The 13313-nt window shown below is 28.2% G+C and carries 14 protein-coding genes; 2 read left to right on the top strand and 12 right to left on the bottom strand.

Annotation, left to right across the window (positions count from 1 at the left end; all coding sequences use genetic code 11):
* Positions 1-64: 64 nt before the first annotated feature.
* The 4 genes from ACH5BH_RS05350 to pheS all read right to left on the bottom strand — a co-directional run bounded on the left by ACH5BH_RS05350 (position 65) and on the right by pheS (position 5582).
* On the bottom strand, positions 65-901 hold the full coding sequence (locus tag ACH5BH_RS05350) for a 4-hydroxy-3-methylbut-2-enyl diphosphate reductase (protein WP_423297684.1): 837 nt from the start codon (positions 899-901) through the stop codon (positions 65-67).
* Positions 902-977: 76 nt separating this feature from the next.
* On the bottom strand, positions 978-2255 hold the full coding sequence (aroA, locus tag ACH5BH_RS05345) for a 3-phosphoshikimate 1-carboxyvinyltransferase (RefSeq protein WP_423297683.1): 1278 nt from the start codon (positions 2253-2255) through the stop codon (positions 978-980).
* Between the two features lie 16 nt (positions 2256-2271).
* Positions 2272-4593 carry a phenylalanine--tRNA ligase subunit beta gene (pheT, locus tag ACH5BH_RS05340; RefSeq protein WP_423297682.1) on the bottom strand — a complete coding sequence of 774 codons (2322 nt, stop codon included), beginning with the start codon at positions 4591-4593 and terminating at the stop codon, positions 2272-2274.
* Complete coding sequence (gene pheS / locus ACH5BH_RS05335; protein WP_404306029.1) at positions 4590-5582, bottom strand: phenylalanine--tRNA ligase subunit alpha; 993 nt, start codon at positions 5580-5582, stop codon at positions 4590-4592. The genes pheT and pheS overlap by 4 nt, the downstream gene beginning before the upstream one ends.
* 126 nt (positions 5583-5708) lie before the next feature.
* Here pheS and ACH5BH_RS05330 point away from each other — a divergent pair, with 126 nt between their 5' ends.
* Complete coding sequence (locus tag ACH5BH_RS05330) at positions 5709-6053, top strand: histidine triad nucleotide-binding protein (RefSeq protein WP_404306026.1); 345 nt, start codon at positions 5709-5711, stop codon at positions 6051-6053.
* 32 nt (positions 6054-6085) lie between these two features.
* Here ACH5BH_RS05330 and accA read toward each other — a convergent pair whose 3' ends face one another.
* The 8 genes from accA to ACH5BH_RS05290 all read right to left on the bottom strand — a co-directional run bounded on the left by accA (position 6086) and on the right by ACH5BH_RS05290 (position 12823).
* Positions 6086-7024, bottom strand: coding sequence for an acetyl-CoA carboxylase carboxyl transferase subunit alpha (gene accA, locus ACH5BH_RS05325; protein WP_423297681.1), 939 nt, complete (start codon positions 7022-7024; stop codon positions 6086-6088).
* Positions 7025-7097: 73 nt separating this feature from the next.
* A complete protein-coding gene (locus tag ACH5BH_RS05320) occupies positions 7098-8357 on the bottom strand; it encodes a beta-ketoacyl-ACP synthase II (protein WP_404306023.1) in 1260 nt (419 codons plus the stop codon).
* Between the two features lie 129 nt (positions 8358-8486).
* Positions 8487-8717: an acyl carrier protein gene (gene acpP / locus ACH5BH_RS05315; protein WP_254577061.1), complete on the bottom strand. Its 231-nt coding sequence runs from the start codon at positions 8715-8717 to the stop codon at positions 8487-8489.
* Positions 8718-8810: 93 nt separating this feature from the next.
* Positions 8811-9554 carry a 3-oxoacyl-ACP reductase FabG gene (gene fabG, locus ACH5BH_RS05310; RefSeq protein ID WP_404306020.1) on the bottom strand — a complete coding sequence of 248 codons (744 nt, stop codon included), beginning with the start codon at positions 9552-9554 and terminating at the stop codon, positions 8811-8813.
* A gap of 80 nt (positions 9555-9634) precedes the next feature.
* The gene (locus ACH5BH_RS05305; protein ID WP_423297680.1) at positions 9635-10399 is read right to left on the bottom strand and encodes a 7-carboxy-7-deazaguanine synthase QueE; all 765 of its coding nucleotides are present in this window, start codon (positions 10397-10399) and stop codon (positions 9635-9637) included.
* Positions 10392-10925: a 6-carboxytetrahydropterin synthase gene (locus ACH5BH_RS05300; protein WP_404306017.1), complete on the bottom strand. Its 534-nt coding sequence runs from the start codon at positions 10923-10925 to the stop codon at positions 10392-10394. The genes ACH5BH_RS05305 and ACH5BH_RS05300 overlap by 8 nt, the downstream gene beginning before the upstream one ends.
* 1 nt (position 10926) lies before the next feature.
* Positions 10927-11607 carry a 7-cyano-7-deazaguanine synthase QueC gene (queC, locus tag ACH5BH_RS05295; protein WP_423297679.1) on the bottom strand — a complete coding sequence of 227 codons (681 nt, stop codon included), beginning with the start codon at positions 11605-11607 and terminating at the stop codon, positions 10927-10929.
* Positions 11600-12823, bottom strand: coding sequence for a molybdopterin molybdotransferase MoeA (locus ACH5BH_RS05290; protein WP_423297678.1), 1224 nt, complete (start codon positions 12821-12823; stop codon positions 11600-11602). The genes queC and ACH5BH_RS05290 overlap by 8 nt, the downstream gene beginning before the upstream one ends.
* A gap of 85 nt (positions 12824-12908) precedes the next feature.
* On the opposite strand from ACH5BH_RS05290, the gene ACH5BH_RS05285 reads away from it, so the two are divergent.
* Positions 12909-13313, top strand: a complete 405-nt coding sequence (locus ACH5BH_RS05285; RefSeq protein WP_423297677.1) for a hypothetical protein — start codon at positions 12909-12911, stop codon at positions 13311-13313.

Raw genomic sequence — 13313 nt, 5'->3', positions numbered from 1 at the left:
TATTCCTTCATATTTACCGTTTTAATTAAATGGGACTATTATACAGAATTGATGCTTAAATTTTCTAGTTAAAATCCTCTATTTTATTTACTACTTCTTGTATAATCCAATCAGGAGTGCTAGCTCCTGCTGTTACTCCACATAGTTTTTTATTAATAAACCATTCTACTTTTATTTCTTGATGGTTTTCAATTAAGTAAGAATCTTCACAATTTTCTTTACAAATAGAGTGTAATTGTTTAGTATTTGAAGAGTTTTTTCCTCCAATTACTACCATTACATCAACTTCTTTTGATAAATCTCTTGCTGCATCTTGATTTTCAAAGGTTGCATCACAAATTGTATTAAAAACTCTAACTTCTTTGTTTCTTAAAATAAGGTAATTTACAATTTCTAAGTATTTTTCTTTTTTCTTTGTTGTTTGAGCTACAGTCGCAATTTTATTATTTTTGAACTTTAAATCTTTAATTTCATCTATTTCTAAAATAACATGAACATCGTCTTGATCTTCTCCATAAGATTTTACACCTTTTACTTCTGGATGTGATGAGTCTCCAAATATAAGAATTGAATAACCTTCTTTTGACATTTTTTTTACAATTTGCTGTGGCGTAGTTACAAATGGACATGTAGCATTTATTACTTTTGCTTTTTGTGCTTTTAAATCTTTTAAGTCATTTTTTGGGATACCATGGGTTCTAATAATTACAGTATCTTCATCTTTTACTTCTTTTAGATTTTGATATAAACCTACATTAAAATCATTTTTTAATCTATTGATTTCATCTTGGTTATGAATAAGTGGACCCATTGTTGCAGAATTTTCATAGGATTCTGCTATTTTGATAGCCCTTTTTACACCAAAACAAAAACCATAACTTGATGCTAATTTTACTTTCATTTTTATCCTTAAAAATAGCCTAGAATTAGACTATATTATTTACTATTTATTAAGAACTATGCCTAAAATAATATTCTTAATATAATGAGTCAAGTATCTCTTTAAAATTAGGGAATGAAGTTTCAATACAAGCTGTGTCATTGATTTGCATATCACATAAAGTTCCAGCAATTGCAAAACTCATTGCAATTCTATGGTCTCCATGTGAATCAATATTAGCAGCTTTTATTTCTCCACCAATTATTTCATATCCATCTTCATATTCAGTATAGTTAACACCACATTTTTCTAGGTTTGTTACTACTGATTTAATTCTATCTGATTCTTTTACTCTAAGTTCTTTTGCATTTTTTACTAATGATTTTCCATTTGCTACACTCATTGCTATTGAAAGTGCTGGAAGTTCATCTATTAACCAAGAGATATTTTCAGAAACTTCAACTCCATTTAATTGATTGTGTTTAATTTCAATATCTCCTATAGGTTCATAAATATTCTCTTTTTCAACAAAGTTTACCTCTGCACCCATTCTTTGAAGAACTTTATATGCTTCAACTCTTGTAGGGTTTAATGTAACATTTTTAATTATAACTGAACTATTTGGTGTAATTGCAGCTGCTACTGCAAAAAAGAATCCAGATGATGGATCCGTTGGAACAGTTATATTTAAAGGTTTTAAGTGTCCTTGTAAAGGATGAATATTTATAAACCCATCTTTATCATTTTCTAAAGTAGCTCCCATACCTTTTAACATTCTTTCTGTATGGTCACGTGTAAGTTCATTTTCTTTATATCTTGAAACTCCATTTGCTCTAAGAGCTGCTAATATCATGGCTGATTTAACTTGAGCTGAGTCAACTGGTGAGTGATATGTGAATGGTTTTAACTCTTTTACTCCTCTAATAAATAAAGGAGCTTTATTTCCATTTTCTCTACCATCTATATTTGCACCAATTGATCTTAATGGATCTGCAACTCTTTTCATTGGTCTTGCATGAAGATATTTATCACCTGTTAAAGTAAAAGCCCCATCTACAGATGCAAGTAAACCACAAAATAGTCTCATAGCAGTTCCAGAATTTCCACAGTCTAAAACATTTAATGGTTCACTTAAAGTATCTGTTGGTGTAATTTCTATACTTGAACCATCTCTTTTTATTTTTGCACCTAATTGTTCTACTATACTTAAAGTATTTAGTGTATCCTCAGCTGTTAAATAGTTTTTGATATATGAAGTTTCATTAGAAAAAAGTGAAAACATAGCACATCTGTGCGATATTGATTTATCACTTGCTATTGAGTCAATCTCTACATTAAATGGCTTATTTAATCTTTTTATATTAAATGTATTCACTTTTTTCCTTTTTGTTTTATCTAATTGTTATTGATAACTTCTCTTCAAGTGCTTTTAAAACACTATCCATAGATTTTGTAATATCTTCTTCTTCTAAAGTTTTTTCATCATTTTGTAATACAAATCTAATTGTTAAACTCTCATTTTCACCTAATTTTTCGTCATTATATATATCAATTAAGTTAAATTGTTTAATATTTTTATCATTTATAGAATTAATTACATCTTTAATTTCTCTATATTTTAAAGATTTTGGAGCAATAATGCTTAAATCTTTTTTAGATGTTTGGAATTTAGAATATGTATCAACTTTTATTAATTCATTTGCTATTTCATCAAAGTTAATTTCTGCAATAAATGTATCATTTAAATCATAATCTTCTGCAACACTTGGATGAAGTTTAGAAATGTATCCTACAATTTTACCATCAATAATAATGTTTGCATTTTGGTATGGATGAATAAAAGAATTTGAAATTTCTGTCATTTCTTCTAAATCAAATTTTCCAATAGTATTTAATATTTTTTTAGCAAAACTAAAGAAATCAATATTTGAAGGTTTTCCACTATTTGAAATATCTTCAAGCTCTTTTGCCCCTGTTTGAATAAAAGATATTTTTTTAGTTTCATTTCTTTGTTCATCAAATACTGTTCCAATTTCAAAAAATGCTGTTGATTTAGCTCCTGTTTTAAAGTTATTTGAACAAGCTTCAACTAGGTTAAGTAAAATAGTACTTCTAAAAGTATTTAATTCTTTTGCAATAGGATTTAAAATATCTAGTTTTTCATCAACTACTGGGAAGTTGTATTTTTCTAAATTTTCTCTTGAACTAAATACATAAGTTAATGTTTCAAAGAAACCATTTTCTATTGCTTTAAATCTAAGTTTATTTTTCTTTATTAAATCATTTGAAGTTTTATTTACTCTATTTACTTCATCAATTGCTAAAGGTTTAGATTTAATATTATCAATACCAATGATTCTTACAATTTCTTCTGTAATGTCCGCAATATTTTTAATATCATGTCTAAATAATGGAATTTTAACAGACAATATACCATTTGCACCATCTTTTACTTCAAATCCTAATGAATTTAGGATTCTTTCAATATCAAGTTTAGGAACTTCTTGTCCAATAATTGCATTTACTTTATTTACATCTACATCTAAAGTTATTTTTTCTTTATCTTCAATAAATGTTTCAGCACCTTTATAAATTAAAGCACCAAGTTTTGAAACTAATGTAGTAAAGTAATCTATTCCATATTGTACATCAGGCTCACTACCTCTTGATGATCTATAGTAAATGTCACCAGTTTTTATTTTTGTTTCAAAAACTTGTTTTGCTAAAAGTTCAGGATTTACATACGAAGCTTCAACAATAAAATTTAACTCATTTGGATCTATATCTTCATGGTTTATTGCAATTTTACTCAGTTGTTCTTTTCCATATACATTATCAAAACCTTTTTCATCTTTTTTGATATGTAAAACACTTAAATTATTTGTTGTATCAGCTTTATCTTTTGCATAAGCATTTAATATCACACCATTACAATGTGTTGTGTAAGAAAGTATATTTTGTATATCATTTTCTTCTTTATACTTTCCAATTGCTCCTACTCTTAGTTTTTGAACTAAAGGTAGTTTAAATTCAGCAAAATCTACAGCTTTATATATAAGTGAAGAATCAATACTACTATCACATTCTACTTCAAGTACTTGACCAATTCCTATTTCATTGTAATTTACATTTTTTTCAAATTCATTTAAAGGGATATTATAAAATGCTGATAATTCTCTTGCTACACCATTTATACTTAAACAGTCACCTTTATTTGCTGTTAATTCAATCTCTATAATTTCATCATTAATTAGTTTGTATTCGTTTAATTCTTTACCTAAAACTAATTCACCAATTGAATCATCAAGTACTAAAATACCATCATTAAGTTGTGGTAAACCAATTTCAGTAGAAGAACAAATCATACCATTTGACTCAACTCCTCTTAATTTTGCTTTTTTGATTTTAAAACCACCACCTAAGTTACAACCAACAGTTGCTACTGGTACATATTGTCCTGCATCTACATTTTTAGCACCACATACAATTTGAACTTGTTCATTTCCTAAATCAACTTGACAAATATTTAGTTTATCAGCATCTGGATGTTTCTCTTTTTGAGTTACTTTTCCAACAACAACTTTAGGAGCTATTAAAACTTTTTCTACACTATCAACTTCTAATCCAATTGAATTTAGTGTTTTACAAATATCATCAGTTGATATTTTTGATATATCTATAAATTCTTGTAACCAGTTTCTTGTAATAATCATTTAAATTGTCCTAATAATTTCATATCGCTTTCAAATAGTGATCTTAAATCCCCAATATTGTGAATTAACATTGCAAATCTTTCTACACCTAAACCAAAGGCATAACCTGATTTATTTTCATAACCAACAGCTTTAAATACGTTTTCATCAACAACTCCACAACCTAAAACTTCAAGCCATCCTGTGTGTGAACATACTCTACATCCATCACCTTTACAGAATACACATGAAATATCTACTTCTGCTGATGGTTCCGTAAATGGGAAGAAAGATGGTCTAAATCTAACATCAACATCACCAAACATGTGATGTAAAAATTCAACTAATACGTGTTTTAAGTTAGCAAATGATACTTTGTCTTCATCATCAACTACTAATGCTTCTATTTGATGAAACATTGGAGTATGAGTAATATCAAAGTCTCTTCTAAATACAGTTCCTGGCGCTATCATTCTAATAGGAGTATTTTGACTCAGCATTGTTCTGATTTGAACAGGAGAAGTATGAGTTCTTAATAGAGTGTAGTCTTTATTATAAAAAGTATCTTGCATATCTCTTGCTGGATGGTACTTTGGTAAGTTTAATGCTTCAAAGTTATGAAAATCATCTTCAACAAGTGGTCCCTCTTCAACTGCAAAGTTAAGATTTTGGAAGTATGTAATAATTCTATTCATTGTTTCAACTACTGGATGAGTTGCTCCAGATGATAATTCATTATTGAATTTTGTTACATCAATTTTTTCTGCTTCTAATTTTTTATTTAACGCCTCTTTTTCCAAGATAACTTTTTTAGCTTCAATAGCTTCTGTTACTTGTGCTTTTTGCTTATTTAAATTTTGAGCAAAGGCTTTTTTCTCTTCATTTGGAATAGTTTTCATTTTTGCAAACTCTAAAGTTAAAACACCTTTTTTACCAAGTGTTTCTACCCTTAGGTTTTCTAAGTCATCAAGACAGTTTGCATTTTCAATTTTTTCAATCCACTCTTTCACTTACGCACTCCCTAAGTTATTGTATATTTTAATTTACTTATCATTTCTATAAATTGGAGATTATACTTAAAAATTTATTAGAGTTTGGTTATAATAATTTTAACTATTTTATTAGAAGGAAATATAATGTGCATTTTTTGTAAGATTGTAAAAGGTGAAATACCAAATCAAACTATTTTAGAAGATGAAGATTTTTTAGCATTTAATGATATTAATCCAGCAAGAAAAGTTCATGTTTTAGTTATCCCAAAAGAGCATTATGATTCTTTTGATGTAATTCCTCCAAAAATAATGACTAAAATGACTGAGTTTATTCATAAAGTTGCTTCAAAGTTAAATATAAAAGAGAGTGGATATAGATTAATTACAAATATAGGTGAACATGGGGGACAAGAAGTTTCCCATTTACATTTTCATATTCTAGCAGGTGAATATGTGGGTAGATTAGTAGGTGAACAAGTAAAAAGCTAAGAAGTTTAACTTCTTTGCTTTATAATTATTGTTTAGTTTTCTTGGAAAGAACCAAGTGCCATAAGTTTTTCGTATTTTTTTTGATATCTTTGAGCAGGAGTCATTGTCTTTAGTTCATTAATTGAACTAATAACATACTCTTTTAAAGCTTGAATTGCTTGCTCTTTTTGTCTATGAGCTCCAATTAATGGTTCATTTATTACATCATCAACTAAATTTAGTTCTTTTAAGTTTTCAGCTGTAATTCTAAGTGCATTTGCAGCAGTTTCAACTTTTGCTGGATCATTCCATAAAATAGCACTACATCCTTCTGGAGAAATTACTGCATATACAGAATATCTCATCATGGCAAGTTTATCAGCAACTGATATAGCTAAAGCTCCACCTGAACCACCTTCTCCAATTACAATAGAGATAGTTGGAGTTGTTAAATCTGCAAATTCAAAAAGATTTTTTGCAATTGCTTCTGATTGGTTCCTTTCTTCTGCTCCTATTCCTGGATATGCACCTGGCGTATCAACTAACATAACAATTGGAATTTGAAATTTTTCAGCTAATTTAGCAGCTCTTAGCGCTTTTCTATATCCCTCAGGGCTTGGCATACCAAAATTTCTATGTAATTTATTTTTAGTACCTCTACCTTTTTGTTCTCCAATAACCATTACTTTTTGTTTATCAATATAACCTAAGTAACAAACAATTGCTTTATCATCTACATAGTGTCTATCTCCATGTATTTCATAAGCATCAGTTAATAATTCATTGATATAGTCCATTGCGTATGGTCTATCTGGATGTCTTGCTAATTGAAGTTTTTGATAATCACTTAAGTTTTTAAAAGTTTTTTCTACTTCTTTTTCAAGTTTTTTCTCTAAGATTTCTACTGCATGCTCATCTGCTTTTGTTTTAGCTACAATAATATCTTCTTCAATTTTTTTGATTTTTTCTTCAAATTCTAAATAGGCTGCCAAATTATTACTCCCTTTAAAAAAAAAGAGCTAGGGTTACTAGCTCTTTTTTTGATTAGATTAAATTTTATTTTTATTATGCTTCAAATTTTTTAAAAATAACAGTTCCATTTGTTCCACCAAATCCAAAGTTGTTACTCATTACTGTAGTTAATTCAACTTTTCTTGCTGTATTTGGAACATAATCTAATTTACACTCTTCATCTTGATTATCAAGGTTAATTGTTGGAGGAATTACACCTTCATTTAATGATTTAATTGCAAAAATAGCTTCAATTGCACCTGCTGCACCTAAACAATGTCCTACTTGACCTTTTGTTGAAGTTACAGGTGGACAATTTTCTTCTCCATTAAATAGTTCTAAAATTGCTTTAGATTCATTTACATCTCCAACTGGAGTTGAAGTACCATGAGAATTTATATAATCAATTTTTACATCTTCACCTGTATTAGCTTTAGCCATATCAAGTGCAGCTTTCATTGATCTTAAAGGACCATCCATAACTGGTGCTGTAATATGATTAGCATCACCTGATTCACCAAATCCAATAATTTCACAATAGATTTTAGCTCCTCTTGCTTGTGCTGATTCTAAACTTTCAACAACTAATGCTCCAGAACCTTCACCCATAACAAAACCATCTCTATCTTTATCAAAAGGTCTTGAAGCTCTTTTAGGTTCATCATTTCTTGATGATAATGCTTTCATTGAAGCAAAACCACCCATTCCTGCACCACAAATAGCTGATTCAGCACCAACTACTAAAACTCTATCAGCTCCATTTGTAGCAATAGTTTTAACAGCATCATTTAATGCATGAGTTGATGCTGCACAAGCAGTTACATGAGATAAAGAAGGACCTTTTAATCCATGTTCAATTGAAATAAATCCACTTAACATGTTTACTAATGAAGATGGAATAAAAAATGGAGAGATTCTTTTAGGGCCTCTATTTTCACAAACTACAGAGTTCTTTTGAATTGTTCCTAATCCACCAATACCAGAAGCAGAAATAATACCAAATCTAGCTGAGTCAGCTTCGTTCACTTTTTTATTTTCTTCTGTAGCAAAACCAGAATCAATCATAGCTTCTTTAGCAGCTTTTATTCCTAATTGAATAAATCTATCTGCTTTTTTAACCTCTTTTTTATCCATTACAGTAGTAGGGTCAAAATCTTTAACTTCACCTGCAATTTTTACAGGAAACTCACTTGCGTCAAATAATGTGATTGTATCAATTCCACATTCACCTGCAACTGCTGCGTTAAATGATTCTTCTACATTATGTCCAATAGAATTAATAGTACCTAAACCAGTTACAACAACTCTTTTCATTAAAAATGCTCCGTATTTATTATTTAAACTATTCAATCTTTTATGATATTAAAAAATTCAACAATTGAAATTATTGATTAAAACAGAAGACTAATATAATTAGTCTTCTATGAAACTTAAGCGTATAAATTACGCGTTATTTTCGATGTATTTAATAGCATCAGAAACAGTTAAGATTCCTTCAGCATCTTCATCAGGGATTTCGATATCGAATTTTTCTTCTAAAGCCATAACTAATTCAACTACATCTAGTGAATCTGCACCTAAATCTTCGATAAACTTTGAATCTTCTTTAATTTCAGCTGCATCACAATCTAATTGCTCTACTACTACTTCTTTTACATCATCTAATAATGCCATATTTATTTCCTTTTATAAAATTATCTACGTATTATAACTAAAAAGATTTTAAAAAGTCTTTTAAATTATAAAATTTTAGTTTAGATTAAATTTCTAAACGTATAAACCACCATTAACTTTTAAAATCTCTCCTGTGATATAAGAAGAGTGATCACTTAGTAAAAATGCAACAGCATCAGCTATTTCTTTTGGCTGTCCAAATCTTGATAAAGGAATATTTTTTTCATATTCTGCTTTAACTTCTTCTTTTAATTCATCTGTCATATCTGTTTGGATAAATCCTGGTGTAACAGCATTGTATCTAATACCTCTTGCAGCGGCTTCTTTTGCAAAAGATTTAGTCATTGCATTTAATCCACCTTTTGAAGCAGAGTAGTTTGTTTGTCCAGGGTTTCCCATTTCTCCAACAATTGAAGAAATATTTACAATTGAACCAAATCTTTTTTTACCCATCACTTTTAAAGATGCTTTACATCCAATAAATGCAGATGTTAAGTTAGCTGCAATTACATCATTGAAATCTTCAACTGACATTCTTAAGGCTAATTTATCTCTTGTAATACCTGCATTGTTAACTAAATAAGATAGTTCACCATCTGCATCAATTACAGTTTTTATAGCTGCTGTAAACTCTTCTTCATTTGTTACATCAGCTTTAACTATTGCAGCTTTACCACCAGCAGCTTCAATCTCTTCTTTGATTTTTTCAGCAGCATCAGCTCCACTTCTATAGTTAATCCAAACTTTTAAACCATAACTAGCTAATGTTTTCGCAATTTGAGCACCAATACCTCTGCTAGCTCCTGTAACTAATACATTTGAACCTGTAAAATTCATTTTTTTCCTTTTTCGTTTAATAAATTTCAAAAAATTTGCGTATTATATCGCATTTTTATATATAAAAAGATTATTGAGTTTTAAACGCCTCTTTTATTATTCCAAACTCTTATGTGTAATCTATCACAATATTTATAGCCATTTTGAATTGCCATGTTAATTACAGCTTCATCATTTTCATTTATAGTTATAGCATCATCACCCATTGGCATTAGGTAGACTTCACATTTAGGAATGTTTGAGAGTATAGTCTTAATTTCTTCTTGAGCTTTTTGCATAAAGTTTTTATTTATTACAAATTTTAAATAAGAATCTTTTGTATTAGTTAAAACCTTTGTTAAAGTTTCATAATTGACTCTTTTCTTTAAAGGTTCTAATGAGTTACTTAGTTTCACACTCATTGAAAATAGAATATTTTTTTGATACTCTTCTTCAAAGTTTAAATTTAAAGAAGCATTTGTTTCAATAGTTACTTGATGACCTTCTTCTACATAATATTTAAGTAGATTTTGAAATTCTTTTTTATTCCAATAAAGCAAAGGCTCACCACCTGTAATTACAATATCCATTTTATAGTCATAATTATAAATGTTTGTTAATTTATTTACTTCTTTTACTATTTCATCATAAGATTTGTATTTTGTCCATGACTCTTTAAAAGCTGGATCAACTGCATAATAAGTATCGCAAGCGCATTTTTTTATACCACTTGGTGTTTCATATTCTACATTGAAACCAATACATTTAAAATTACATTTTCCAAATCTAATAAAAACAGAAGGAGACCCTACTAATTTTCCTTCGCCTTGAATTGTAGGACCGAAAATCTCATTTATTTCAAGCATAAAAAGTACTCTTACTTTTAGGAGTTTCTAAAAATTCAACATGTGAGACTTTAACACCAAGTTTATCCATCTTTTTTTGAACTATTTTTAAGAACCATGCTGATAAATTTTCACTTGTTGGTACAAAATCTACTAAAACATAACCTTCATACAGTTCAGTTAAATAAGATTCTTCATCTTTAAATTTAGTTAAATCGACTAAATAGTATCCTTCATCAAATTTTATTAGTTCTTCTTTTTGCACATCTGATAAAAGTTTAGAGTATAAAGGATCATTTATATCTAATATAAATTTATGATCAAGCACATCATCTAAAAAAGCTTTAAACCAGTTTAGGTGTTTGAAGTCAGTTACCATACCATCTTTTAATTCTTCGGCTTCTAAGTAAATTAGAATTTTTCCTTGATGACCATGCAGATGTCTACACTTTAGACAAGCATCTAATGAAAATTCTGTATCTAGTTTTTGAGACCAAACTCTATGCCCATAACAAAAATCAAACTCTTTTGATATTTTCCATTTCATTTTAATCCTTATACGGTATAGGGTCTTTTACCTTAGCTACTTTAAACCCATTTAATCTTAATCTACAAGAATCACAAACTCCACAAGCTTTATCTTCTTCTTTATAACATGACCAAGTATGTTTTAATAGTACATTTAATTCTATAGCTTTTGAAACAATTTGTGCTTTACTTAAGTGAACAAGTGGAGTTTTAATTTCAATATTAGTTGATTCTTTTGTTCCTTGATTAATAGCTTTTGTAATATCTGCAATAAAAGTATCTGTACAATCTGGATATCCTGAACTATCTTCTTGAACTACACCAATATACATAGCTTGGGCTTCTTCTTTTTCAGCAATAGCTGCTGTAATTGATAAAAAAATACCATTTCTAAATGGTACATAAGTAATAGGAACACCAGCTTCAACTCCATCTACTGGAACATCAATATCTTTATCCGTTAGAGCACTTGCACCAATTTGTGTAAAAAAAGGAATATCTATTTCATACTTTTGTTTAATTTGTAAATCTTCACAAATATTCCTAAATGCTTCTAATTCTCTTTTTTCTGTTCTTTGTCCATAGTTAAAATGAACTGCAATAATTTCATAACCATCATTTTTTGCTATATATGAGCTAAGTGTAGAGTCCATACCTCCACTTAAAATACATATTGCTTTTTTATTTGATATGTTATTCATTTGTTAAAAAATCCTTTTTTTTATCTGTAAAAAATTTCCAATTAATAGGTAGAACTTTAACTTTTGTATATTTTTCTAAATAGTTTACTTTTTCACTTAGAGCTATCATTGCATTACATGAGGCTAAAACTGAAACCATTCCAGGACTTCTTTTTTGTGATGGTTTAAATTCTTGCCCATCAAAGAATCCAGGAATTAAAGTAATTCTTCCTGCTTTATTTTTTAGATTTTCTGATATTTTAGTTTCAATAAAATTAGGATAAATTTCACTTGAACCTAAAAGTTTTTGTATTATTAGTTTTCCAAACATTTCAAAAATCATTGCACTGGCTAATGGATTACCTGGTAGGTTTAATATATATGTATTTTTTATTTTTCCAAATACAGTTGGTTTTCCAGGTTTTATTATAATTCCATCAAATAGTGTTTGGAAGTTTAGTTCATTAAACGCAGCTTTTGTGAAATCAGCATCACCTACTGAAACTCCACCTGATGTGATAATTAAATCAGCATGTAAGGAGTTCTGAACAAGCTCTTTTATAGCTTCAATAGAATCTTTTGCCTGACCTATAAATGTTACTTCACATCCAAGCTCTTTTGCTTTAGCAATAAGCGTAGGTGTATTTGAATTATATATTTGATGTTCTTGTATTTTTTCATAGTGAAGTTTTAACTCTTCACCACTAGAAAATACAACAATTTTTGGTCTTTTATAAACTTTTATATGTGTAATACCTTGTGAAGATAATAGGGCAATATGAGAAAAATTTATTTCTATACCTTTTTTAATTAAAAGTTCATCTTTTTTTATATCTTCACCTATATATCTTATATGTTGGAATTCTTTTACATTCTTTATAATTTTAATTTTATTATCATTAATTTTTTGTGTATCTTCTTTTGGAACAATTGCTGTTGCATTTTTAGGAATTCTAGCTCCTGTCATGATCTTTATACAGCTATTTTTTTCTAAAAGTGTTTTATTATCGTCTCCTGCAAAAATAGTATCAATTATTTCTAATTCTTCATCTTTGTTTTCAAAGAATACTGCATATCCATCCATTGCTGAATTATTAAATTTAGGTAAATTATATGTTGCATATATATCTTGGGCACAAAGCCTATTTAAAGCACTTTCTATTGAGATAATTTCAAAATCTTGTTTTATATGAAGTTTTGAAATAATATTTATAGTATCTTCAACACTAATAGCCATTATTATTCCTTTTGATATTTAAAATAAAAAACTTATGACAAGTTAGATATAATAGCGAAATTTTTTAAAAGTGAGATAAACAAATATGGAATTAATGCAAAGTGCAATAGACACGCATGTATATACAATTTACTTTTTTTTAGCAGTAATGTTATTTAACCTTTATTCAGTTATTAGTGTAAAAGACTTTATGAAATTAGCAAAAAGATTAAAGTTTATGACGCCTTTATATCATTTAACAAATGCTATTATAATGTATACAGGAACAATAGTTGCTTTTTATGCACATGCAATGAGTTTTACTATTTTTATAATGATACCTACTTCAATTTTTCTTTTAGTTATTGAAATAAAAAGATATAAAAAAATGAGAGTTATTAAAAGTGTAGACCTTAATTTACAAGAAGAGTTTTATAAATATGCTAAAAAAATATATACAATTGAAATTATGGTGTTAGTTTCAATTTATATAATAAGTAAGGCATTTTAA

Source organism: Arcobacter rhizosphaerae (assembly GCF_049472155.1).
In the GTDB taxonomy this organism is placed as follows: Bacteria; Campylobacterota; Campylobacteria; order Campylobacterales; family Arcobacteraceae; genus Arcobacter_B.
This window is presented reverse-complemented; position numbering and strand designations above follow the sequence as displayed.